Here is a 23,634-nt window from a genome sequence, read left to right as displayed (position 1 = left end):
GATGAGCCGTGAACCGTTAAGGGGTTCCAACATGAACATGTCACGATATTCTGGACTTTTGATTCTCCTGCTTCTCTCCGTACGGCCTGAACTCCTCTCCCAGGTTCCGGCTGTCCACGAGGGAGATATCGTCTTCCAGGTCCTCCATACCGGGCAAGGTCCGGCTATTCAGTCGGCGACAAAGTCCCGATACACTCACGTTGGCATCGTCCTATTCCGGAATGGGTCACCTTGTGTCTTCGAAGCCGTCGAACCGGTGCGTTTCACCGCATTGGAAAAGTGGATCGCGCGAGGTGAAAACGGGCACTGCGTGATCAAGCGTCTCCATGGCGCGGACAGCGTGCTTGATACGCAGGGCCTGGCGAAGATCCACAACCTTGTTCCGATGTTTGAAGGGAAGCACTATGATCTGACGTTTGGATGGAGTGACTCCACCATCTATTGTTCGGAATTAGTTTGGAAGCTCTTCGACAGGGCGCTGGGGATTCGAGTGGGGAAGTTACGACAATTGCGGGATTTCGATCTGTCGGCGCCGATCGTGCGGGAGAAAATGAAGCAGAGATATGGAGATCATGTGCCTCTTGAAGGGACCGTGGTCTCGCCAGCAGACATTTTCGATTCCACGTTGCTCAGGACGGTCCAAACCATACACTGATCGCCCCCCCGGCCACAGGCGCGCCTGATGGTGCGCCGATGGCGGCGGGGTTGCCACCATACACATGAACCATCTGCTGATCACTGCCGGAATACTCGTCACCGTCATCGCGCCTCTTCTCGTGCTCTACCTCAGGGGCGATCTCTTCCACATTGCACTCACTGTCGGTGATCTCGCGCTGTGGACCTTCCTTGCACTCTCGATGGCGTTTGCCCTGTATGCCATTGTGGTCGTGATCGACAGGTTCAAAGGATCTCCACAGGAGGCAGCGGAGGCGGCAGCGTAACAAGAGAGTGCACCCGACCCAGCGTCAGGAGTTTCGGGATCGGCACTTTGCTCATGCAGAGGAAGGCCCGCGATCTGTGCTGTGGCTGAACCCGGCGCCGAGTGTGCCCGCAGCACGGTGGATCACATCGGCTTCTCCGTGATCTTGTCGTGCAGGTCACGCATGAGCATCAACGCTGCGGTTCCATAGTACTGATGAAACTCAGGCACCATTTCGCCCCTGGCTACGACAGGGTCTGTCGCGATAAGTTGCCTGGCTTCCTCGATATCGGTCGAAGCAAAAATAAAAAGTCCCCTCCACCCATCAACACCATCGAACGGGCCGGCGAGGACGAGTTTGCCTTCCGCGGAGAGACGCTTCATGTTGGCAAAGTGGCCCTTGAACATCTCGTCTCGATCCGGGCCTGCGGGCACGCGGTTCGGTCCGGTCTTCAGAACCACCAGGACATAGCCCCTCATGCCACGTTCGTCCGCGCCTACGGCTTTCGCCAGAGCGGGATCGTATGCAGGCTTCTCCGGGTCTGCCACCTGTTGAGCGCGGCACAGGGATGCGCCAAGAACAAGGCATAGCATCACGAAGGTGGTACGAAGTGCTGGCATCACGGTCTCCTTGTGGTTGTCGTCGGTTCTTGCTTCGATCGAACGTCAGGCGGTTGAAAGCCGGCACGTGCGGAGAAATTCAGGTGAGAAATCCTTAGTATTGTTCCCCAATGTAGCATTGAGTTCCGGGTGGTATGACGCATGCCAGATGCGTTTCGCGCGCTCTATCGGATCCGCTGAATGTGGCAGGCGGGTTGCCGGCACGTGACCCTGGCAGAATGTCGTGGAATTCTCTCCCGGAAAATGAGTATGTTGGATCATGAAGCAAAGTAACGGAATCCGTGCTATTCCGCAACACTTCGCTCAGCGGCTGCACTTTCGCAATACGGAAGTGGGTCGTTGATCGTCGCGGCCCCAGGGTCACGGGGGGTTTGCATGTCGTTCACAGCGAGGCTGAGATGGGCCCTCGAGCAACCGCCGTGCAACCGCCGACACGGACCGCTGACTCGTGGGAGAGAATGGAGAGCGAGATGATCCGAACATCGGGAACGGACTCCTCCGTCCGCTATGTTCAAGGTATTGGGCTGGTCAGCTGGAATTCGTTCATCTCTGCCATTCACGCTACGAAGGAACGCCTGGTACTGTTGTCGTACTCCAGGAAATGAGCCTATCTCAAGGGAGCGGCGTTATGAAGAAGACGGCAAAGAACACGGTGTGCCTCTGGTACGATGGGGGCGCGGAGGATGCTGCACGGTTCTACGCTGCTACCTTCCCCGATTCATCCGTCGATGCTGTGCATCGGGCACCGGGGGACTTTCCATCAGGAAAAGAGGGGGATGTGTTGACGGTTGAATTCACCGTGCTGGGCATTCCATGTCTCGGCCTTAACGGAGGGCCTGCATTCAAACACAGCGAAGCTTTTTCGTTTCAAGTGGCAACTGTGGACCAGGCCGAAACGGACCGCTACTGGCATGCGATCGTTGCCAATGGCGGGCAGGAGAGCGCCTGCGGGTGGTGCAAAGACAGATGGGGACTCTCATGGCAGATCACGCCGTTGGCCCTGACCCAGGCGATCACCGACCCCGATCCCGCTGCGGCGAAACGCGCGTTCGAAGCGATGATGACCATGCGCAATATCGACATTGCCGCGATCGAGGCGGCGCGCCGTGGCGCAGACCGCACGGGGCGGAAGGGACTCTGAGCCGCGAGTCCGATGGAAGGTCGGTACACGTCACATGGTGAGGGGGATGGTCGGGGAAGCATCTCCGGGAAATGATACGCGTGTGCCCGGGTGATCTGCTCCACGGCTCACCCAGAGCGGTTGTCCCTCTCCCCTTCGCAGGGGGAGGGGAACGTGAGTCACCGGCATAGGTGGGATCTTCTTCCATTCTCCCGATCCCGTCTCCGGGGCCTGGTACAAAGATCACCTCGGGATCGACGTTCAGGAGTGGGGAGGAACCGCTTTCAGTTGGACGGATCCGGAGGGCACGCCGACCGGGGGAACCACGATATGGACGATCGGCGACGCAAAAAGCAATTCCTTTGCTCCCGGTACTGCGCCGTTCATGATCAATTATCGTGTGGCCGATCTGCATGCCCTGGTGAAGGCCCTTAAGGCCGAAGGATGTAACGTACTCGACAAGATCGATGAGTCGGAGTACGGAAAGTTCGCCTGGGTCATGGACCCCGATGGGAACAAGGTGGAACTCTGGGAGCCACCGGCAGGTCAGTGATGGAGCCACGTTCGACGGAGACAGAATGCCGTTCAGACTGCAATTGCTTCTGGCCCTTGCTCTTTTCGTCACGACAGGCTTCGGGGATGCCCCTGTTGCCGTAGGGCACAAGCGCACACTTCATTCTTCGGTACTCAACGAAGACCGGTCTTTTCAGGTGTACCTGCCGGCAAGCTATCAATGGGCGTTGGACCGCAGGTATCCGGTGCTGTACGTTCTTGATGGTGAATCACACTTCCTGCATGCAGCAGGCTCTGTGAATTTCCTTGCGTCGAAAGGCGAAATACCGGAGCTCATTGTCGTTGCGATCACCAGCACCGTACGGATACGGGACTACACCCAGACGGACTGGTCCTCGCATTGGGTTGGTGGGGGAGGTGCCAGCCAGTTCAAGAAATTTCTGTCGACAGAACTCATTCCGGCCATCGAACGTACTTACCGCACGAACCGGTACCGCATCCTTTCCGGCCATTCGGCCGGTGGACAGTTCGTTCTTTATGCGTTGACGTCCGAGCCTTCTCTTTTCAATGCCTATATTGCACTGAGCCCAAGTCTCGATTGGGATAACAATCTCCCTCAACGGTCCCTGGAGCAGGCATTTCAACAGACCGACAGTCTGAGGGCCTTTCTCTACTTTGCATGGTCAGATGATTCCGGTCAGGCGCTGGCCGACGATCACAGGTTGCAGGAAACAGTCGAGAAGAATTCCCCTCAAGGGTTTCGCTGGATCGCAAGGGGATATCCGGATGAGACCCATACCAGTATTCCGTTGGTCGCACACATCGACGCGTTGCGCCGGTTGTATGCAGGGTACCGGTTCCCTGACGATCTTCTGGAGAAGGGCCTTGCGTATGCCGAGCAGCATTTCGGTGAAGTGTCAGGACGTGTAGGATATACGATCCCGGTGCCCGAGGACGTGGTCAACAACCTCGGGTATGAAGAACTGGCGAAGGGGAATATTCCCGAGGCGATCGAACTGTTCAAGCGCAACACCCAGCGCAACCCACACTCTGCCAATGCGTTGGATGGCATTGCCGATGCGTACGACAAGGCTGGCATGAAGAAAGAGGCGATAGCTGCAATGAAGAAGGCGGTCGATCTGGCCACGCGATATAAGGATCCCAATCTCCGCTACTTCACCGAGCACCTCAAGAGACTCACGAGTAAGCATGCGCCGGCTTTGACAAAGTGAGATGACACCGGCGGGCACGTGCCGGACGTTTCCGAAGGAGCGGTCTGCACCGGAGACCCCACCAAGAACGATCCATTCCTGCACAGACATGAGAGCACTACGGGTGCGTTACGGCGAACGGGTCTTCACAACGATGACAACCGCCGGTCAAGGGATCGAAGACGGCGTGACCGTTACGCGGTGATCCAGATCCTCTGAACAGGATGCATGCGGCATTGCTGTCGTAGTGATGGATCGAGCGCTCATGGGTATCGGCTGGACCATTTTTCAGGAGAACCATCGTGGATCTCATCCTCTTCTATAGTGTGACACCGGAGTACCTCACCCGCCGCGGCGAGTTCCGGGCCGAGCACCTCCGACTGGCGTGGGAATACGCAGACCGGGGTGAGCTCTTGATCGGAGGCGCACTCGAAGACCCCATGGATACCACGGTACTCATCTTCCGGTGCGCGTCACGTGAGATCGTGGATGGATTCGTACAACGGGACCCGTATGTCGCTCACGGGCTTGTGGCATCATGGCGCATCCGGCCCTTCAAGACAGTCGTAGGACCCATGTCTGCAACGCCGTTGCGGCCGGACGCCGAGTAAGTCCTGATCGCTGCAGCAAGGCACACCATCTTCGTCCGGATGTGACCTGAAGCACACCGCCCCGTGTGACCACCAACCTTTTCCGTACTGTGCTGTATTGCCTGTACAGGGCTCCCCGTCTCCCTTGCGCCATCCTATCGCCCAGATCACGGGGGGGTCGCCTGTCAATCACATACAGAAAGGTTCACGGATGAGACATTGCATCGTATTGTTTCTTGTACTCGTGTCACTTTGTGCCACGGCGCAGGAGCTCTCTGTTACAGCCTCTCCCCGTCCGGCGTCTGCGGTCACGGGTTCGTTCCGTGATGCCGGCATGCCGACAACACTGTGTGCCGTCCGTGCGCAGAGTGCATACCTCCAGGCCCTGGCGCCGGAGGAACGTCAGAATGCTGTGATCGATCTGGTGGTTGATGAGCGTGCCGGGAATGGTGTACGGGCATCCGTACAGGAAGTGAAAAGGAAATGGAATGCAGGTGACCATGATGGTGCGATCGCGGACCTCGCCGCGCTTGAATCCGTGCTCCCCGCGTCGTCGGTCGATGTCGGGATCTCATGGCGGTCAGCAGCGCCCGCGGCGATCCGGGGGATCGCCGGGACGGATGTGCGGGTGGGTGCGCGGGACTCCATCGTCTGGGTGGGACTCGACTACGATCCCGGGAACGGAAATTTGATCGCGGTTCTCCACGTCAGGAAGTCTACTGGTGATTCTTGGACCCTGAATCTCTCGACGGACGGTGGTGAGACGTGGTCAGAGAAGGAGCACTGGAACGCGACCTATCCGTTGAACAGGGTCTCACTCACGATCCTGAAGGGGAACGCGTATGTGGCGTTCACACGCGGCATACTTCAGGATCAGATCCTTGTCTATCGGTACAGTACGGCGACCGGTGCCTCCGTAACGTGGCCGGGGACGCCCGGCTATCTTACGACCGCGGTCACGACCGGAGGCGGGGAGAAGTTCACGGATCTCGCAACCACGACGAACGATGGCACCGCCTTCAGGGACCGCTACTACGTCAGCACGATCACGTCCACAAAGAAACTCCGGTTCTTCTGGTATCAGATCGATTCCACTTCCGCGCGTGAGACCACGACCGGCGTGACTTCCGCGTTCACCGGCCTTTCCTGTACGTATGGGATCCCCGGTCCCTATATGTGGATCTCCTATGTTGATACCGCGGGCCAGGTGTGCATTGACAGCATCCAGGGTTCGAACTATGCCCGGGCCTACAAGTATGCCGGTGCATTCGAAGCCATGGAGACGTCGATCAGCTCACAGAATGACACCATCTTCTGTGCATTCGATTTCATCACCTCATTCGTCCAAACACAATATGTCATCCGGTACGGCGTAGGCAGTACCTGGCGGTTCGGGGCCTTTGCCGATACCTCGCTCGGCAGTGAGGCCCCATCCGCTACACTTCGTGGTGGGGGAGGGATCGCTGTCGCGTATCGCTACTACAATTCTACCCGTACCACCAGGGTTGCATGGCGCTCATACCCGCTGGGGAGCACCTGGTCGGGGAACACGGTGGTCTCCGATCACGAGCCGTATCCGGGCGTGAAGCCGGGCATCGCGTATATGGGGAACAAGAAGTACGGCGTCCTCTATCCGTCGTGGGTCAGTCCATTTTCACGCGCTGCGTACTTCGATGTGTTTGATGCCACTGCGACAGGTGTTGAGGAGCAGCTCACCGCGCCCGTCCGGTTCGCCCTCGAACAGAACTATCCGAACCCGTTCAATCCCTCGACCACGATCCGGTACAGCCTGCCGGAGCGATCACCGGTCAGTGTAAAAGTATTCGATGCACTGGGCCGCGAGGTGGCGGAACTGGTGAGGGGTGAGCAGGTGGCCGGCGTTCACGAAGTGCGCTTCGATGGGGCCAACCTTGCAAGCGGGGTGTACTACTGTCGCATGCAAGCAGGTAATTTTTCTGATACGCGCAAACTTCTCCTCATGAAGTAGTATCAGGTGACACTAACGTGCACCCAGGGGCGGTGCCTGCACCGCCCCCAGGGTTGCCCGGGTGCCAGGATCATCCCCTGACAACCGTCCGGAACCGATGTCCGTATATATGGCGGGGGAAACATATACTCCCCCTGACACCCGTCCGGACCCGATGTCCGCATATTTGCAGGGGAAAACATATATCCCCCTCGCAATTGTGCCCGGGAGATTCTGCTGGGGGGGGAACCCTCTCCGGGAGTGGGCTGTTTCATATGTTACGTGGTCGTTTCCGGCACTGTTCTTCCTTTCCACAGGCTGTTCAAAGCAATGCTTAGCGATCCGCGTTCGTTCAACACTGGGACCGAGGAGAGGAGGACGCGTCAGGCATTCCGCCCCCTTTCCGCGTACCCTTCCTGTCCTGCCAGCAGGCATACCAGAGATCTCATCTCGCATCAACAGTGCGATCTCCATCAGCAATCATATTCCAATACTCGAGGGTCGCATGCGTTCCGGATACCGTCTGCTCTTTTCACTCATTGCGTATGCCGTCACGTTCATCAGTGGTGATGGAATACACGCGATGATGTATGCACAGGCGGTTCATCAGGCCGTGCCGGGGCAAAACTCTCGTGAAATCGCGGTCGCGACCGACCTCAGCAGCGATGGTGCAAGCAGGAGCAACGCACTCCTTGCTTCGGGGATCATCTCGGATGACTTCCACACGGGGACGTTGAACACGTCCTTGTGGACGGCGGTCAATCCGCGCGGTGATGCGACGTTCACGCTTCCGGGAGCGGGGACGGCCAATGCCCGTTTGTCGATCGCGGTGCCGGCGGGAGTGGCGCACGATGTGTGGTCGGACGGGAACAACGCTCCGCGGGTGATGCAGGCGGTGACAAACACGGACTTCGAGGCGGAGGTGAAGTTCGATGGGACGATGACATCAGAGTATCAGATGCAGGGCATCCAGGTGCAGCAGGATGCAACGAACTACCTGCGGTTCGATCTTGTGCGGGACGCTGCCGGGACGCGGTTCTTCGCGGCGAGCTTCACGAACAATGTCCCGGCCATCCGCGCGGATGTCTCGGTGACGGTGGGTGCGCCGGTGTACCTGCGGGTGAAGCGTGTGGGTTCGCAGTGGACGGGATCATACTCGACGAACGGGACGAGCTGGACGCAGGGGGTGGTATTCACACAGGCCCTGACGATGAGCGCGATCGGACCGTTCGCGGGGAATGCAGGCGGTACCCCTCCGGCATTCACCGCGCTCGTGGATTACTTCTTCAACACCGGATCCCCGATCAGTCCGGAGGATCCGACGGGTGGCAGCAACACGCCGGCCTCGATCACCGCCAACCCGGTGAACCAGACGGTGACCGTAGGCCAGACGGCCACGTTCACGGTGGGTGCCAGCGGGACGGCGCCGCTGGGGTATCAGTGGCAGAAGAACAGTACGAACATCACAGGGGCGACCTCATCGAGCTACACGACGCCGGCCACGGTGCTGGCGGACAACGGGAGCACGTACCGGTGTGTGGTGTCGAACGCCTATGGCAGTCCAGCGACGAGTACGTCGGCCACGCTCACGGTGACGAGTGCGCCGCCGCCCACACCGGGTTGGTGGAATGCAGCGTGGCGCTATCGTGTTCCGGTGACGGTCTCCGCGGCAGGGTATGCGCGCACCGACCGGCCGGCAGAAGCGAGTGTGAACTTCACCCAGATGCTGACAGCGCTCGGCACATCGGGGACCCTGAACACCAACTCTTTGCGCGTGATCGAGGTGAATGCAAGCGGTACCGTGTTGGACTCGGCGGTGGCGTTCCAGTTCGACAGGGACGCTGCGTACAACGGATCAACGAACGCGCTTGGTACCGTCGTTCTCCTGATGAATGGGACCACAGCCGCGGGAGCGACGAGGTACTATCAGGTCTACTTCGAAACGGGGGGGAGTTTCGTTGCACCATCGTTCACGAACAAGGTCACCGTCACCGACAATGTGCAGGATGAAGGGCAGGCGAGCTATCTTGTGTCCACCCAGCTTGCGTCGCTCTACTATCACAAACAGGGTGCGGGCTTTTCGAGTATGGTGGACCTGGGTGGGAATGACTGGATCAACTATCATGTGGGTGGAGGATCGGCAGGTGAGTATCGGGGCATACCGAACCTTGGCGCGATCGCCCATCCGGGATACACGAACTCCACCAGCACTCTGACCTCTACCGGCCCGTTGAAAGCGACGGTTTCATCTCAGTCCACCGATGGGCTCTGGGCGCTACGCTGGGAATTCTACCCTCGCTTTGCGCGCCTGACGGTAACGAAGGTGGCGGGAGCATTCTGGATGTTGTATGAGGGAACGCCGGGTGGGACATACGATCCCGCAGCGGATTTCTGGGTACGGTCCTCCGGGCAGCGACTGACGGACAACGCGTTGTTCGTCGGCGATATCGCGGCACCGGAATGGGCGTATTTCGGGGACAGTGGTTCCCGCCGATTCCTGTATCTGGCCCATCACGAGGATGATAACCTCGAGGACCAGTACTGGAACATGGAGAATAACATGACCGTTTTCGGGTTCGGGCGCCAGTACGCCACCGATGGCAGGCTTCTGACCCAGGTGCCTGCGCGCATGACGATCGGGTTCGGGGAAGACACGCTGCAGGCGGTCAGTACGATCAATGGTTCGTTCCGTGACCTCGGGGTCAGCATCGGTTCGCTTAAGTTCCGGCGGCGCCCCGCCCCTCCGCCGGCTTCCCATTGTTTCAGACAACTTCAATGGTGCGAGTCTGAACACGGGGCTCTGGACAGCGATCGATCCACGCGGTGATGCGACCTTCAGTCAGAATGGCTCGCACCTGGTGATCGGTGTGCTTTATGGCGTTGAGCATGATGCATGGACGGGAGGGATCACGATACCGCGGGTGATGCAGGCTGCGCCGAACAGCGATCTCGAGGTGGAGGCGCGGTTTGATGCGTCGATGGCGGCCGGGTACCAGATCCAGGGCATCCTGGTCCAGCAAGATGCGACGAACTTCCTCCGGTTCGACTTCGTGCGCGATCCGGCGAACACGCGCTTCTTTGCGGCGAGTTTCGTGGACGATGCGCCTACGGTTCGCGCCGATCTTGGGCTTGCGCAGGCTGCGCCGTTCTATCTACGAGTGAAGCGGGTGGGGGATCAGTGGACGGGCTCCTATTCATCCAACGGGACGACGTGGACCCAGGGGGTGACGTTCTCGCATGCGCTGACCGTCACCGCTGTGGGTCCGTTCGCCGGGAATGCCGGTTCGCCCGCTCCTGCGTTCAACGGACTGGTCAACTACTTCTTCAATACGGCATCGCCTGCCGTTCCTGCAAAGATCATCGCCGGCGCATTGACGGAGGCAAATGCGGAGGAAATGCCGCGTGAGTTCTCGCTCTCTGCGAACTATCCCAATCCGTTCAATCCATCGACGGTGATCCGGTATGCGCTGCCGCATGCTTCCGTTGTGACCCTGGAAGTCTATGCCGTCACGGGCGAGCGCGTGCGGGTGCTTGTGCAGGAAGCACAAGCGGCCGGAGTGTACAACGTGACCTTTGACGCACAGGGGTTGGCATCCGGCATGTACTTCTACCGTATCAGGACCGGGGACTTTGTGGAGACGAAGAAGATGTTGTTGATGAGGTGACGGTGGGGTGGGAGGCCACAAAACAGAAGAGCCCGGATATTCACCGGGCTCTTTAATTATCCATGATCCATGGATAATGGATAATTCGATCCCGCGGAGCGGGACCGTCCCTCTGCATGTGCACGGGCAGGCTGCGTGCATGAATCAATCCATACGCCGCCTCCGCGCATGCGCACGGGCACAGTTCGCATGAGAATCAATGCACGTACGACCGCTTGACCCCCTCACCGGATTGCGCGTGCCATGCACGATGGCTATATTGGGCTATCTGCCGACCATGAGAGAGGTGCCTGATGCACGATGATGAGACTCCGGATGTGCGCCCCGACGATGTGTCCCGCCGCGGATTCCTCAAGACCGGTCTCACTGCTGGTGTCGCGGGTTTGATCGCTTCCGCCCCCGGGGGGCCGTTGCGGGCGGCGGTGTCCAGCGTTCCGGGGGTTGGATCCGAAGAACTCGAAGAGATCACCATTACCGCGTTGCAGGAAGGGATGTCGTCCGGAACGTATACGTCGCGATCCATCGTTGAGGGGTATCTTTCGCGCATTGAAGCGATCGACCGCAGCGGCCCTGCATTGCGAAGCGTGATCGAGATCAATCCTGACGCCCTCGTCATTGCCGATGCGCTGGACCGGGAGCGAACGGAGAAGGGCCCCCGCGGTCCGTTGCACGGCATTCCGGTGCTTCTGAAGGACAACATCGATACGGTGGACAGGATGGCAACCACTGCGGGTTCGCTGGCGCTTGTGGGCTCTCGCCCTCCCACGGATGCCTTTCTCGTGCAGCAACTCCGCAAAGCCGGTGCGGTCATTCTCGGGAAGACCAATCTCAGCGAGTGGGCCAATATCCGGTCCAGCAGATCGACGAGCGGTTGGAGTGGCCGGGGAGGTCTGACGCGGAATCCGTACGCGCTTGACCGGAACACGTCCGGATCGAGTTCGGGGTCTGCCGTCGCTGTTGCAGCAAACCTCTGTGCTGTTGCGGTGGGCACCGAGACCGACGGCTCGATCGTGAGTCCATCGTCGGTGAACGGCATCGTGGGCATCAAGCCCACGGTCGGGCTCGTGAGCCGCACGGGTGTCATCCCGATATCGCACACACAGGACACTCCGGGTCCGATGGCCCGCACGGTGCGTGATGCGGCGGCCCTTCTCGCCGGACTCGTCGGCGTTGATGCAGAGGATGGCGCGACCGCGGCAGGCCGGGGGAAGAACGTGGCGGACTACACGCAGGCCCTGGTGCCTGGTGGGCTCACAGGGGCGCGCATCGGCGTGGTGAGGAAGTACTTCGGCTTCCATCCGGCGGTCGATGAGGTCATGCAGGGTGTTCTGGAGGTGTTGAAACATGAAGGTGCGGTCCTTGTGGACCCTGTGGATATCCCGACCATCGGGAAGTTCGAGTCGGATGAGTACACCGTGATGTTGTACGAGCTCAAGCACGATCTCAAAGCGTACCTCGATCGTGTCGGTGCGACCGCGCAGGTGCGATCGCTGAAGGATGTGATCGCTTTCAATGAAGCACACCGGCAGACGGAGATGGTGTACTTCGGCCAGGAGATCTTCCTCAAGGCCGAGGGCATGGGACCCTTGACGAGCAAAGAATACCGCACGGCATTGGCGAACTGCGGGCGGTTGTCGCGGCGGGATGGGATCGATGCGGTCATGAACAAGCACCGGTTGGATGCGCTGGTTGCCCCGACCGAGAGTCCGGCATGGGTTACCGACCTTGTGTTGAGCGATCACTACATCGGAGGAAGCAGCACGCTGGCGGCAGTGGCAGGGTATCCGAGCATCACGGTGCCGGCAGGCTTCGTGTTCGGGCTGCCGGTGGGGGTGTCGTTCTTCGGGCGTGCGTGGACGGAAGCGCGGCTGATCACCCTTGCGTACGGTTACGAACAGGCGACGAAGGTGCGCAGGAAGCCGTCGTACGTGCCTACGGTTGATGTTCGATCCCGGACGTGAGGTGCGTCCTCACCGATCGAAGACATGGCCCAGGAAGTTGTCCACAGAGGTCACCACGCTGGATTGCCATGGTGTGAAAAGCCAGAAAGGATGTGGCGTGTCCGGGATCGTGTGGATCTCGTAGTAGATGTGATGCTGCCTCATCGTGTCAACCGCGGTATCGCGGCCGACATGGTAACGCGGGAGGGAACTGTTGACGAAGAGCATGGGTGGCATGCCGGCGTGCAGGTGCGTCACCGGTGAAGCCTTCTTCCACAGCGATGGGTCGTCGGCGTGGCGGACACCGAGCCAGCTCTTCGCTGCTGACGGCTTTGACGGGATCGAGTCCTTTCCGCTCTCCTCCGGATGCGTCAGGTCCAACGGGCCGTCGATATCCACCACCGCCTGCACGCTGCTGGAGCACCTCAGGTGTTCCCCCTCCTCGTATTCCTGCCTGCCATTCGTCACCCCCAGCAATGACGCAAGATGCCCACCGGAAGAGCACCCGTACACGGCGATGCGCGTCGTATCGATGCCATAGCGTGTTGCGTGCGCGCGGAACCAGCGCACCGCTGCTTTAAGATCGAGCACTGATCCAGGATACAGGGCTTCCGGTGACAGCCGGTACTCCACTGTCGCGGCAACGTATCCCCGGCCCGCGAGCTGGAGGGCCATGGGTAACTCCATGCTCCTGTCGCCCGAACGCCATCCTCCGCCGTGGATGAGGATGATCCCCGGCGCCGACCCGGAAGATCCGGGCTGGGGAAGGCAGATGTCCATGCGCAGCTGGCGTGTCAGGATCGACCGGTAGACCACATCCCGATGGATGATGACCCCCGGTGGGACCGTCGGGGGTGCGGGGACCGCGAAGGGGTACTGCTTCTGGACCTTCTCCGTGGCCGAGGCGAGAGTGAAATAGTGATTGCGCGGGACCCCGGTGCTATCCACTTCAACATCTGGAGGGAGTGTACGCGTGTCCGGTATGAACTGTCCGTTCAAGCGGGAGACCAGGCTCAGCACGAGAACGACGGTACCTATCAGAGGTCGCAGGGACTGGAGTACAGCGGTCGAAATCGTCGTAGGCATCGGCCTTGATCCTTGAGAGGAGCGGGTACACGGTGATCATTGATACTGAAGTATCCGGCAAGGAATCGGAAAAAGCAAGCGACACACCGCCGCGGAGCTTGTCAGTGTCCCTGTGTTACTTTACATTATGTGACGCGGCCGCAACGCGCGGCCGTCCTTTCCTATCCTGAGGATCGATCGATGGCGTGGGTGAAGCAGCTTGGATCCGGTATTCTTCTTTCGCTGGGGATCGCGCTGGTGGCGGCCTACGCAGGAAGCATGTTCCCGCTCATCGGTGGAGCGGTCTTCGGGATCCTCATAGGGATCGCTGCCGGATCCGTGATCCGGATCCGCGGTGGGATCATGCCGGGTGTGCAGTTCACGTCAAAGAAGGTCCTGCAGTGGGCGGTGATGTTGCTCGGGAGTGGGCTCGGGCTCGGGCAGGTGTATGCGACCGGTGCCGCTTCGCTCATCATCATCCTTGTCACGATCTCAAGTGCATTGCTTGTGGCTGTGGCTGCCGGCAGGGCTCTGGGGGTGCACTTCAATCTGAAGAGCCTCATCGGCGTGGGCACGGCGATCTGTGGCGGTTCAGCGATCGCCGCGATCGCCCCGGTGATAGAGGCAGAGGACCAGGAGGTGTCGTATGCGTTCTCGACCGTGTTCCTGTTCAACGTCATTGCCGTGTTCATCTTTCCCCCGCTCGGGCATCTGCTGGGGATGTCGCAGGAGGGATTCGGGCTCTTCGCCGGTACGGCGATCAACGACACCTCCTCGGTAGTTGCCGCAGGGTATACCTATGGGAACGCCGCCGGTGACCACGCGACGGTAGTGAAATTGACGCGGACGCTGATGATCATACCGATCGCGCTCGCCTTCGTTGCCGTGATGGTGCGCCGGAAGCGTGCCGCGCATACTCACGCTGATCCGCACGTACGCATCGGCGGCATCTTCCCGTGGTTCATCCTCGGATTCCTGGCGATGTCGGCGCTGAACACGTCGGGGATCCTCGGGGACCCTGCGATAGCGTTCCTCACAGGGGCCGGCAAGTTTCTGATCGTGATGGCGCTCAGTGCGATCGGGTTGAAGACCGATCTGCGCACGATGCTTGCGTCGGGCACCAGGCCGCTGATCCTGGGGTTGATCGTCTGGGTGACGGTGGCGCTCACGAGCATCGCGGTGCAATGGTTCGGGGGGCAGTGGTAGCAGGCTGTGGCGCTGCCCAGTTGATTGTTGTCTACCAAAGTAGTACGTTCTGTTGTACAAATCCCTTCGCACCCCGCTTCTCACGTCTCCGCATTGTGTCTGCTGCAAAGGGGGTCTTATGAGCAGGACTCTTCTCTTCCTCGCACTTCTCATGTGTGTTCACGTTGGCTTCGGACAGAATTGGACATGGTGGCCTGCGAATGGGCCATACGGAGGGCCGGTCCGTGCTCTTGTCGCACATGCCAATGAAGTGATCTTCGCCGGCACAGAGACCCGGGGAGTGTTCGCGTCTGATGATAGCGGAACGACGTGGAAACAGACCAACTTACGATCGATGATGGTCGCCGACCTGGCAATGGATTCTGTGGGGTCGGTCTTTGCCGCGGGCCCCGACCAACTCTATAAGTCCATTGATGGGGGAACGCAATGGACCACGCTCTTGCCTGCGGGTGTGTCGGTTATCCCGACCTGTATCGCCGTGTCCTCCGACCAGAAGATCCTTCTTGGCACCACGAAGGGCTTCTACTGGTCGTTGAATGGTGGGGTGGCGTGGACGGTCTGGCCGCTTCCCGCCACCAGAGTAACATCCGTCACGATCACCCGATCGGGTGCATGGCTTGTGGGACTGTCCTCGCGTATGCATCGATCGACGGACCAGGGGGAGTCGTGGGCTGCCACAGAAAGCACGTTCACACCCACCGCATTTTCCTCGGAGGTCCCCGACACCGTCTATGCGGGCTCGGACACGAAGGGATTCTACATGTCCGTCAATGATGGGATCTCATGGTCGCTCCGGGCGGCGGCGTCGGGCAAATCCGTGAGCTGCATCAAACGGGGGGTGGGTGGAACGTTGTATGCATCGATCCAGCCGCTTGATCCGAGCATACCCGGTGGGGTTGTACGCTCGACCGACGCCGGCGCAGCGTGGGGCCAGTGGGGCTTGCCTCATACGTCGGTATACGACCTCATCGTGGATGCGACGGGCGGATTGTATGCTGGAGCCTATCACGGGGCATTTCCCATTCATCCCAGGGGGATTCCGTGTGGGTGCCCAGGAGTTTCGGATTGACCAACGTCACGGTGACCGTGCTGAAGGCCTCATCGTCGATGGACGTTCTGGCCGGTACCGATGTCGGCATGTTCTATTCTTCGGATGCGGGCGGGAGTTGGGTCAACTGTTTCCCCGACCTCAGTACAGGGAGCGTACAGGCGGTGGCTTCACAGGGTTCCGAGCGCATCTTCTTTTCGTCGATGCTGTTCTCTCCCCTCGGTGGCATTTTCCGGTCGTTGGATCGTGGCGTAACGTGGGAGCAGGTGAGCGGGACCACCATAACGGGGCTGTACGTCAGCATTGGCGGGTTGCTCGTGACCAGGGAGAATATTCTGCTTGCCGCACATCGCAGGGGCGGATCTATCGCTCTTCCGACTGGGGAGACACGTGGAACCGCGTCGACAGCGCCGGGTCGACCGGTTCGATCAAGGCGATGGTCTCCGACAGTGTCGGACGGGTGTTCCTTGCGTCGGGAACGAAGGGAGTCTACTCGTCATCCGATGCTGGCCTTACGTGGAACAACCGGAGTGCAGGCATGGCGAGCAAGAACCTGACGTGTCTGGCCGCGAAGGACTCATCGCTGGTCTTCGCCGGCGGGTCGTCCGGAACGTTGATGCGTAGCGCGGATGCCGGCCTTCATTGGAATGCCCTGTCGCATGGTGCGACGGGCGGTGTGCACGCGTTGACGATCACGCCGGTGGGGCATCTTCTTGCTTCGATCGGGACAACGCTCTTGCGGTCGACGGACGACGGTGATACCTGGTCTGCAGACACCTCGGGGCTCCCCGCGGTGACGTACCTTGCACTTACGGTAACGTCCGATTCGATCGCCTATGCGGGAGCCGAGCAACAGCCCGTGTTCTACTCGAGGCGCACGCTCACCGGGCTACCCGCTCTGGCGGCGATCGTGCCGGAGCGCATGCATCTGGATCAGAACTATCCGAATCCGTTCAATCCCTCGACGACGATCCGGTTCACGCTGCCATCGCGCACGAGGGTGCGGTTATCCGTGTGGTCCATGCTCGGGCAACGTATTGCCGTCCTGCGCGATGAAGAAATGGATGCCGGTACGCATGCGTGTGTGTTCCATGCGCGTGGGTTCGCCAGTGGAGTGTATTTCTACCGGTTGGAGGCGGGGGCATCGAGCGAGACCCGGCGATTGCTCTTGTTGAGGTAGGGAGGATGAACACGACGGGCGCCTTCGGGCGCCCGCTTCATTTCCGTCCGCTTGCCGGTGGCGGGTGGGTGATACGGACGGGTGTTGGCTGCCAGTGCTGGCCGTCCCAGTAGGACGGTGAAGACACGGATCGGATCGGCGAAGTGTGAGTGGGATCTGCTGAACGATGTGTCTCGCTGCGCCGGCTGTCAAGCGTGTTTGCGGACCCGGCACCGAATAAACTACAGTGAATCGTCTGAAATGTCAAGGTGAGATACGTAATTCTGCTTAGTAGTCGTGGAAAAAATGGTGCGGCGACGGGCCGCTTGCTTGATTATGGCAGCCCAGTTTAATATACTCAACACTACATCCAACGGCGGTGCAGGGGCCTGCGCTCCATGGCAGGTGGGAGGAGGGCCGGGGTTGACCACGGGGACCTGGATCCCCAATGACCATACTGCGGAGGAGTGCGTACAATGAAACTCGCGACAAGATCGCTGACGGTAGGTGCCTTCTGCGTTGCCATGAGCCTGGTGTTCGTCAGTGGCAATGCACAGATCGGTGGTAAGAGTGGTTCGGGTCAGGAGCCTGACAAGCGGATCGAAAAGTTGTTGAAGGCAAAGGATTTCAAGTTCACGATCTCGAACTCCGGTAACTACCAGGTGATCTGCAAGTTCGATGGTGACCGTACCCAGCTGGTCACCATTCGTTCCAAGACCTACCAGCTCCATCACATGGAGATCCGCGAGGTGGACTCCAAAGGCTACCAGACGGATGATGATCTCTCGTCAGATGTCATGGTTGCTGCCCTCAAGAAGAACGCCGCCGTCAAACTTGGCGCATTTCAATTGATCGAATCCGGCGATACCAAGGCGCTGCTGTTCAACGCCCAGATCGCGGCTGACACGGATGCCGAGACCCTGTATCGTACGATCTTCGCGATCGCGAAGACCGCCGACGAATTCGAAGAGGAGTGGGTGTCGGGCGACGACTATTGATGCCGCGTTCCCTGTAGATCCCCGGTTCGCTTGATGCGCGACGGAGGCAGCATCCGCTCCTCCGTCGCGCCGTTGTTCCGGTGTGCTTCATCTTCTTCCCGGGGTTCCGGCGCGTGATGTCCACTGTCGGCCGGTCCGCACTACCCCTCGCTACTCCGTTGCTTATGCTTCATTCACGAATGGCCCGCTGGTGACCGCCGCACCGGCCGGAGGCCCATGTTCAACGCACGGCGCAAGGAGATCGTTGCTATGACGAATGGAACTGCCGCCCCCGCCGAAGGCAAGAGCTGGATCGCCGCGTTGCTTCTGTGCTTCTTCTTCGGCATCTTCGGTGCGCACCGGTTCTATACCGGGCACATCGGCATCGGCATCGCACAATTGTTGACCCTCGGCGGGTGCGGGATCTGGGCCCTTGTGGATCTCATCATCATCATCGTGGGGTCCTTCAAGGATGGCAAAGGCAATCCGCTTGTGAAGTAGGCCTTCCGTGCGCATCCACACCGGTCGTGCCCTCTGGGTGGCAGTGGTGGCCGCGGTGATGCTCAGCATCCCGCTGTCGTGGGTGGATCACGGGCCGTCGTGGTGCCTTCTCAAGGCGGTATCGGGACATGAGTGCCCGGGGTGTGGCATGACCCGGGCACTCATGCACGCGTTGCGCGGAGACGTTGCGGCCGCCTGGGAGTACAACTGGCGCTGGGTGTTCGTTGCTCCGTTGCTGATCATTGCTTCCCTCCGCTGGCTCTTCTCGCCGGCGAAGAACCCGCCATCACATCTCCATCATTCCGGGAATTGATGTCGTGACCGATAGTCCGAATCCCCCGTACCATGTGCGCCGCATCTGCGTGTACTGCGCATCGAGCCGCAAAGCCGCCCGGCATTTCGTCGACACGGCAGATGTTCTGGGCAGGATCCTTGCGCGCAACGGGATCGGGCTCGTGTACGGAGGCGGGTCGACGGGTTTGATGGGTGCTGTCGCCGACGGAGCGCTCGCCGAAGGTGGATACGTTCTGGGAGTGATCCCGCGGTTCATGAAAGAGATCGAATGGGGGCATGCCGGCCTCTCGGAACTCCTCGTTGTCGAGACGATGCACGAAAGAAAGCGTCTCATGTTCGAGAACGCTGATGCGGTCGTTGCATTACCCGGCGGCTCGGGGACACTCGAGGAGCTTGCCGAGGTCATTACGCTGAAGCGGCTGGGCATGTACACCGGCCCGATCGTGCTGGTCAATACCGACGGTTTCTACGATCCCTTGCTCGCATTCTTCGAGCGTGCGATCCTTGAGAATTTCATGGACGACCGTCACCGCGATATGTGGAGCGTTGTGGGCCGGGCAGAGGACGTCCTCCCGGCCATCCTGCAGGCCCCTCCCTGGGGAAGTGATGCACGAAATTTCGCCCGCCTCTAGCCTGGCCGGATGTGCCTGAAAGTAGACACTTCCCGCAGTACATTGGCCACTTCCCGCGGTGGGCGTGCGCCTGTCGCGTGGTACACCCGCCCATTGTGTCCGCAGCACCACGAATGTGAGTCATTCCCGGCGATCTTTGAGATATCCGTCGGGAACCATTTTCTGGCACTGTCGTTGTATTGTTCGTAGGCAGAACAAGGACCCCCATCAAGAATGACCCCGACCATGACCTGTACGTGTCTGCACGTGCGCCGCGCTCTTTTCGTGTTGCTGATCGCCCTCGGCATCGTGGTCCCGTTCCAGGGCGATGCCCAGCAATTGTATTTTCCTCCGCTTGTCGGCCAGACCTGGGAGACCGTATCCCCGGCCTCTCTCGGATGGAATGCCGGTGCCATCGACTCCCTGCGCACCTTTCTCGGCGACCAGAACACGCGGGCATTCATCCTGCTGAAGGATGGGAGGATAGCGATCGAGATGTATTTCGGGACCTTCACCAGAGACAGTGCCTGGTATTGGGCGTCGGCGGGGAAGACGTTGACATCGTTCATGATCGGCATCGCCCAACGGGAGGGAGCGCTTTCGTTGGATGACACCACCTCGCGCTGGCTCGGTACAGGATGGACGTCGGAGCCGTTGCTGAAAGAGAACACGATCACGGTGCGCCATCAATTGTCGATGACCAGTGGACTCGATGACGGCGTGGTGGATCCGTATTGTACCGAGTCGTCGTGTCTGGTCTACAAGGCCGATGCGGGATCGCGGTGGGCGTATCACAACGGGCCGTACACGTTGCTGGATTCGGTGCTGCGCGTGGCGACCGGGACAACGATCAACTCGTTCTTCTCTTCGCGCATCGGCACGAAGACGGAGATGACGGGGTTGTTCTTCCGACAGGGATACAACAACATCTTTGCCAGCACTGCCCGCAGCATGGCGCGATTCGGGCTTCTGGTCCTGAACCGGGGCTTCTGGGGCGCGACCCCTGTGCTCGATGACACGGCCTATGTGCGCGCGATGTCCGCATCGTCGCAGCAGATCAATCCTTCGTACGGCTACCTGTGGTGGCTGAACGGCAAAAGTTCCTACATGATCCCGCAGACGCAGATATCCTTTCCCGGGCCGCTGAATCCTTCTGCGCCCGCCTCGATGTTCGCCGCGCTCGGGAAGAACGGACAGTTCATCAATGTCGTTCCCGGGCAGAACATCGTCTTTGTCCGTATGGGTGATGCGCCGGACAATGCGCTGGTACCGTTCATGATGAATGAGGATATCTGGAAATATGTGAACCGGATCATCCCGACCGCTTCGACGGGGGTCGCGGACCGGGGGACGGCACCATCCACTTTCATGCTGCATCAGAACTACCCCAATCCATTCAATCCGTCGACCGTGATCGGCTATGCGCTGCCGGGATCGGCGGAGGTCGTCCTGACCATCCATGACGTGCTGGGGAGGGAGGTCGGCCGGATCAACGAGGGGTGGCGTGGTGCGGGGGAGCATGTGGTCCGCTATGACGCATCGACATTGGCCGGGGGTGTCTATTTCTACAGGGTTACCGCGGGACGTTTCAGCGCTGCGAAAGCGATGGTGGTCCTCCGCTGAGAGGGCCGGTCTACCGGCAGGTTCATCACACCAGGATACATCACATCACACTCACATACGGGAGGGACAATGCACTACACACGGAGATTCTTCGGCATCATTGTGGGAGCGGGGCTCGCGCTTGCTCCGGCATGTGCGCAGGAAGGAGCGGCGAAGGATTCGACAGGGTTGCCGGGGGACCATTTCAGTCTGCAGGGCGCGCTGGAGATGTTCCAGAAGGCTGCGTCGCCGGAGGAGTTCGAGAAACTGCTCAACGAGCCGGACAATCATGTGAACAACCTGGACCTCAACGGTGACGGCGACGTCGATTATGTCCGCGTCGTCGGGTCGACCAAGGGCGATGTGCATACGTTCGTGCTGCAGGTCCCGGTGTCCGAGTCGGAATCCCAGGACATAGCCGTTGTCGAGCTTGAGAAGAACGGCGCCGACAACGCGATCGTCCAGATCCTGGGCGATGCGGACATCTTCGGTGAACAGACCATTCTGGAGCCGAAAGGTGAAGGTGATGACGAAGGCGAGGAAGAGGTTGAGGGCGAAGAGCGTGGACGCGGACCCTCTGCATCGGTGTCGCCGGCGGTGATGCTGATGCCGCGGATCGTGGTGAATGTCTGGCCGTGGCCGATCGTGAGGTTCGTGTATGCGCCGGGGTACCGTGTGTGGGTCTCGCCGTGGCGCTGGCGCGTCTATCCCGCGTGGTGGCGTCCGTGGCGACCGCTCGCGTGGCGGGTCTTCCACCCGTTCCGCTTTCGTCCGCATGCCGGTGTTGTCGCCGTGCGGCATCACCGCGTGATGAGGGCGCACGGCTTGTATGCGCCGCGCCGTGTGACATCGGTGAGCGTGACCAGGCGCCATGGTGCGGCAGTGAATCAGTATCGTGTAACCCGGACGAAGACGGTGCGTACCAAAGATGGTGTGAAACGCACACGGACCACCACGCGGGTACGGACGAGGCGCTGATCCGAGTCGCCTGCACCGGTACGTCATGATGACCACAGGGATGAGAGGAGGAAGGGCATGGAGAGTACGAGGCCACAACCGACGGAGTATGCGCCGTTCTATGAGACGTACATTGCACTTGTCCCGGGCACCGATGTCTGGCCGGCGTTGCGGGGACAGGCGGCGGAGGTCGAGCGTCTGTTCGGAGGTATCGGTGCGGACGATGAGACGTTCCGGTACGCTCCGAACAAGTGGACATTCCGGGATGTTGCCGGGCATCTGATCGATGGTGAGAGGATCTTTGGTGCGCGGGCCTTCTGCTTCAGCAGGGGGGAGCAGGCGCCGTTGCCGTCGTTCGATGAGAATGTGTATGTGGTGGCGGGGAAGTACGGCGGCGTGCCGTTGCGCGAGCTCGTGGCGGAGTTCGCATCCGTGCGTGCCGCGAACATCGCGTTTCTGTCGAGGCTCGAGGAGGAGCGTTGGATGCGCGTGGGAACCGCATCCTCCCGTCCGATCTCGGTGCGTGCGATCGCGTACATCCTGGCGGGGCACGTGCAGCATCACCTGGGGATCGTGGAGGAGCGGTACCTGCCGGCCATGCGGGCCTGAGCAGAGAGGTGGCGGTCATTGGTGGCCGGAGGGACTTGACAGTTCCTCCGGCTTTTTTTATATTCATGCTATCATATATCCACATATATCGATATACTATCGTGAATACCGTCTTCAAGGCCCTTGGCGATCCGACCCGCCTCGAGATCGTCCGGTTGCTGCGCGTCAAGAGCAGGACCCCCAGCGAGTTGCTGGACCATCTGCAGGTCGCCCAGCCGACACTTTCCCACCATCTGGACATCCTCAAGCGGGCTGACCTCGTGGAAACGCGGCGGGAGGGGCAGTTCATACGCTATTCCCTGAACATGTCCGTCCTCGATATGGCCCTTGAGTTCTTTGTCGGCATGAAGAAAAGGAGATGACCAGATGACCTGGAATATCAAACGCGAACTCGTTCCCCTCGGAATACTCATCGCCGTTGCCGCCCTTGCGTTCCTGTACGGACCCGGGCTCCCCGAGCAGGTGCCGTCGCATTTCGATGCGGAGGGGTATCCCGACGGCACCATGCCACGTACAGCATTCCTGCTCATGATCTCCGGCGTCGTGGTGGGCCTCTATGTCGTGCTGACGTTCATTCCGTTCATCGACCCGCTCTGGAAGAAGATCCAGCCGCGGTACAACGTCCTCTTGCTCTTCCGGGATCTCACCATGGGGTTCATGCTGATGATGTTCGTCATGAACCTGATCGCCGTCAGGGATGGGCGGCTCTCGACCATGGCGACGGGACTTGGCCTGGGTATCCTGTTCATGCTCATCGGCAACTATCTCCCGAAGGTCCCGCGCAACTGGTTCTTCGGCATACGCTCACCCTGGACCATGTCGTCCGACGAGGTCTGGAGAAGGAGCCATATCGTAGGAGGCTGGTGCTTCGTTGGTGCTGGACTCCTGATCGCCGTCCTGTCCGTTGCCGGTGTTGCGACACGCTATCTTCTCCCGGCCATACTCGCGCCCACGGTGATCTTCACCGCATTCGTGTATCCGTACCTGCTGTTCCGCCGGATGCAGCGGACCGGCCGGACCGATGAACCGGGTGACCCGGAGCAGTTGCAGTGACGGTTCG

Annotated in this window: 24 protein-coding genes; 22 read left to right on the top strand and 2 right to left on the bottom strand. The window is 60.0% G+C overall.

Translation table 11 applies throughout. The features are described from left to right. Positions 1-37 precede the first annotated feature (37 nt). Both IPI01_15515 and IPI01_15510 read left to right on the top strand, forming a co-directional pair. A complete protein-coding gene (locus IPI01_15515) occupies positions 38-655 on the top strand; it encodes a YiiX family permuted papain-like enzyme (protein ID MBK7259177.1) in 618 nt (205 codons plus the stop codon). A gap of 64 nt (positions 656-719) precedes the next feature. Beyond that, a complete protein-coding gene (locus tag IPI01_15510; protein ID MBK7259176.1) occupies positions 720-941 on the top strand; it encodes a hypothetical protein in 222 nt (73 codons plus the stop codon). A 122-nt stretch (positions 942-1,063) separates the two neighbouring features. Here the strand turns inward: IPI01_15510 and IPI01_15505 are convergent, their stop codons facing one another. Then, positions 1,064-1,540 carry a hypothetical protein gene (locus IPI01_15505; protein MBK7259175.1) on the bottom strand — a complete coding sequence of 159 codons (477 nt, stop codon included), beginning with the start codon at positions 1,538-1,540 and terminating at the stop codon, positions 1,064-1,066. 628 nt (positions 1,541-2,168) lie between these two features. On the opposite strand from IPI01_15505, the gene IPI01_15500 reads away from it, so the two are divergent. The 8 genes from IPI01_15500 to IPI01_15465 all read left to right on the top strand — a co-directional run bounded on the left by IPI01_15500 (position 2,169) and on the right by IPI01_15465 (position 12,566). Continuing rightward, positions 2,169-2,681, top strand: coding sequence for a VOC family protein (locus IPI01_15500; GenBank protein ID MBK7259174.1), 513 nt, complete (start codon positions 2,169-2,171; stop codon positions 2,679-2,681). A gap of 166 nt (positions 2,682-2,847) precedes the next feature. After that, the gene (locus IPI01_15495; GenBank protein ID MBK7259173.1) at positions 2,848-3,213 is read left to right on the top strand and encodes a VOC family protein; all 366 of its coding nucleotides are present in this window, start codon (positions 2,848-2,850) and stop codon (positions 3,211-3,213) included. A 25-nt stretch (positions 3,214-3,238) separates the two neighbouring features. Next, on the top strand, positions 3,239-4,405 hold the full coding sequence (locus IPI01_15490) for a prolyl oligopeptidase family serine peptidase (protein ID MBK7259172.1): 1,167 nt from the start codon (positions 3,239-3,241) through the stop codon (positions 4,403-4,405). Between the two features lie 281 nt (positions 4,406-4,686). Further along, a complete protein-coding gene (locus IPI01_15485) occupies positions 4,687-4,995 on the top strand; it encodes a hypothetical protein (GenBank protein MBK7259171.1) in 309 nt (102 codons plus the stop codon). 313 nt (positions 4,996-5,308) lie between these two features. Further along, complete coding sequence (locus tag IPI01_15480; protein ID MBK7259170.1) at positions 5,309-6,961, top strand: T9SS type A sorting domain-containing protein; 1,653 nt, start codon at positions 5,309-5,311, stop codon at positions 6,959-6,961. A gap of 484 nt (positions 6,962-7,445) precedes the next feature. Beyond that, entirely contained in the window at positions 7,446-9,767 is a 2,322-nt protein-coding gene (locus tag IPI01_15475) for a DUF1349 domain-containing protein (GenBank protein ID MBK7259169.1), read from the top strand. 31 nt (positions 9,768-9,798) lie between these two features. After that, positions 9,799-10,605 carry a T9SS type A sorting domain-containing protein gene (locus IPI01_15470; GenBank protein MBK7259168.1) on the top strand — a complete coding sequence of 269 codons (807 nt, stop codon included), beginning with the start codon at positions 9,799-9,801 and terminating at the stop codon, positions 10,603-10,605. Between the two features lie 293 nt (positions 10,606-10,898). Beyond that, on the top strand, positions 10,899-12,566 hold the full coding sequence (locus IPI01_15465) for an amidase (GenBank protein MBK7259167.1): 1,668 nt from the start codon (positions 10,899-10,901) through the stop codon (positions 12,564-12,566). 9 nt (positions 12,567-12,575) lie between these two features. Here IPI01_15465 and IPI01_15460 read toward each other — a convergent pair whose 3' ends face one another. Then, positions 12,576-13,631 (bottom strand): alpha/beta hydrolase, encoded by a 1,056-nt coding sequence (locus IPI01_15460; protein MBK7259166.1) that lies wholly within the window; start codon positions 13,629-13,631, stop codon positions 12,576-12,578. A 180-nt stretch (positions 13,632-13,811) separates the two neighbouring features. On the opposite strand from IPI01_15460, the gene IPI01_15455 reads away from it, so the two are divergent. From IPI01_15455 to IPI01_15400, 12 genes are all read left to right on the top strand, one after another. Continuing rightward, positions 13,812-14,816 (top strand): putative sulfate exporter family transporter, encoded by a 1,005-nt coding sequence (locus IPI01_15455; protein ID MBK7259165.1) that lies wholly within the window; start codon positions 13,812-13,814, stop codon positions 14,814-14,816. Positions 14,817-14,934: 118 nt separating this feature from the next. Then, positions 14,935-15,885: a hypothetical protein gene (locus IPI01_15450; GenBank protein ID MBK7259164.1), complete on the top strand. Its 951-nt coding sequence runs from the start codon at positions 14,935-14,937 to the stop codon at positions 15,883-15,885. 235 nt (positions 15,886-16,120) lie between these two features. Beyond that, on the top strand, positions 16,121-17,044 hold the full coding sequence (locus tag IPI01_15445) for a T9SS type A sorting domain-containing protein (GenBank protein MBK7259163.1): 924 nt from the start codon (positions 16,121-16,123) through the stop codon (positions 17,042-17,044). A gap of 455 nt (positions 17,045-17,499) precedes the next feature. After that, positions 17,500-18,021 (top strand): hypothetical protein, encoded by a 522-nt coding sequence (locus IPI01_15440; protein ID MBK7259162.1) that lies wholly within the window; start codon positions 17,500-17,502, stop codon positions 18,019-18,021. Positions 18,022-18,237: 216 nt separating this feature from the next. Further along, positions 18,238-18,501 (top strand): TM2 domain-containing protein, encoded by a 264-nt coding sequence (locus IPI01_15435; GenBank protein MBK7259161.1) that lies wholly within the window; start codon positions 18,238-18,240, stop codon positions 18,499-18,501. A gap of 7 nt (positions 18,502-18,508) precedes the next feature. Then, the gene (locus IPI01_15430) at positions 18,509-18,814 is read left to right on the top strand and encodes a DUF2752 domain-containing protein (protein MBK7259160.1); all 306 of its coding nucleotides are present in this window, start codon (positions 18,509-18,511) and stop codon (positions 18,812-18,814) included. A gap of 34 nt (positions 18,815-18,848) precedes the next feature. Continuing rightward, positions 18,849-19,427, top strand: coding sequence for a TIGR00730 family Rossman fold protein (locus IPI01_15425; protein ID MBK7259159.1), 579 nt, complete (start codon positions 18,849-18,851; stop codon positions 19,425-19,427). A gap of 225 nt (positions 19,428-19,652) precedes the next feature. Then, positions 19,653-21,029 (top strand): serine hydrolase, encoded by a 1,377-nt coding sequence (locus IPI01_15420; GenBank protein MBK7259158.1) that lies wholly within the window; start codon positions 19,653-19,655, stop codon positions 21,027-21,029. A gap of 69 nt (positions 21,030-21,098) precedes the next feature. Then, on the top strand, positions 21,099-21,986 hold the full coding sequence (locus tag IPI01_15415) for a hypothetical protein (GenBank protein MBK7259157.1): 888 nt from the start codon (positions 21,099-21,101) through the stop codon (positions 21,984-21,986). Between the two features lie 57 nt (positions 21,987-22,043). After that, positions 22,044-22,574 carry a DinB family protein gene (locus IPI01_15410; GenBank protein MBK7259156.1) on the top strand — a complete coding sequence of 177 codons (531 nt, stop codon included), beginning with the start codon at positions 22,044-22,046 and terminating at the stop codon, positions 22,572-22,574. A 101-nt stretch (positions 22,575-22,675) separates the two neighbouring features. Further along, entirely contained in the window at positions 22,676-22,936 is a 261-nt protein-coding gene (locus tag IPI01_15405) for a winged helix-turn-helix transcriptional regulator (GenBank protein ID MBK7259155.1), read from the top strand. A gap of 4 nt (positions 22,937-22,940) precedes the next feature. After that, complete coding sequence (locus tag IPI01_15400; GenBank protein ID MBK7259154.1) at positions 22,941-23,627, top strand: SdpI family protein; 687 nt, start codon at positions 22,941-22,943, stop codon at positions 23,625-23,627. Positions 23,628-23,634 lie beyond the last annotated feature (7 nt).

The sequence above is a fragment of the Ignavibacteriota bacterium genome (assembly GCA_016707525.1).
GTDB lineage: Bacteria > Bacteroidota > Ignavibacteria > UBA10030 > UBA6906 > JAGDMK01.
This window is presented reverse-complemented; position numbering and strand designations above follow the sequence as displayed.

Excerpts from the sequence above, each read along its gene's own strand:
- IPI01_15515 (MBK7259177.1), top strand. The coding sequence starts at position 38 with ATGTCACGATATTCTGGACTTTTGATTCTCCTGCTTCTCTCCGTACGG.
- IPI01_15510 (MBK7259176.1), top strand. The coding sequence starts at position 720 with ATGAACCATCTGCTGATCACTGCCGGAATACTCGTCACCGTCATCGCG.
- IPI01_15505 (MBK7259175.1), bottom strand. The coding sequence starts at position 1,540 with ATGCCAGCACTTCGTACCACCTTCGTGATGCTATGCCTTGTTCTTGGC.
- IPI01_15500 (MBK7259174.1), top strand. The coding sequence starts at position 2,169 with ATGAAGAAGACGGCAAAGAACACGGTGTGCCTCTGGTACGATGGGGGC.
- IPI01_15490 (MBK7259172.1), top strand. The coding sequence starts at position 3,239 with ATGCCGTTCAGACTGCAATTGCTTCTGGCCCTTGCTCTTTTCGTCACG.
- IPI01_15480 (MBK7259170.1), top strand. The coding sequence starts at position 5,309 with ATGCCGACAACACTGTGTGCCGTCCGTGCGCAGAGTGCATACCTCCAG.
- IPI01_15475 (MBK7259169.1), top strand. The coding sequence starts at position 7,446 with ATGCGTTCCGGATACCGTCTGCTCTTTTCACTCATTGCGTATGCCGTC.
- IPI01_15465 (MBK7259167.1), top strand. The coding sequence starts at position 10,899 with ATGCACGATGATGAGACTCCGGATGTGCGCCCCGACGATGTGTCCCGC.
- IPI01_15460 (MBK7259166.1), bottom strand. The coding sequence starts at position 13,631 with ATGCCTACGACGATTTCGACCGCTGTACTCCAGTCCCTGCGACCTCTG.
- IPI01_15455 (MBK7259165.1), top strand. The coding sequence starts at position 13,812 with ATGGCGTGGGTGAAGCAGCTTGGATCCGGTATTCTTCTTTCGCTGGGG.
- IPI01_15450 (MBK7259164.1), top strand. The coding sequence starts at position 14,935 with ATGAGCAGGACTCTTCTCTTCCTCGCACTTCTCATGTGTGTTCACGTT.
- IPI01_15440 (MBK7259162.1), top strand. The coding sequence starts at position 17,500 with ATGAAACTCGCGACAAGATCGCTGACGGTAGGTGCCTTCTGCGTTGCC.
- IPI01_15435 (MBK7259161.1), top strand. The coding sequence starts at position 18,238 with ATGTTCAACGCACGGCGCAAGGAGATCGTTGCTATGACGAATGGAACT.
- IPI01_15420 (MBK7259158.1), top strand. The coding sequence starts at position 19,653 with ATGACCTGTACGTGTCTGCACGTGCGCCGCGCTCTTTTCGTGTTGCTG.
- IPI01_15415 (MBK7259157.1), top strand. The coding sequence starts at position 21,099 with ATGCACTACACACGGAGATTCTTCGGCATCATTGTGGGAGCGGGGCTC.
- IPI01_15410 (MBK7259156.1), top strand. The coding sequence starts at position 22,044 with ATGGAGAGTACGAGGCCACAACCGACGGAGTATGCGCCGTTCTATGAG.
- IPI01_15400 (MBK7259154.1), top strand. The coding sequence starts at position 22,941 with ATGACCTGGAATATCAAACGCGAACTCGTTCCCCTCGGAATACTCATC.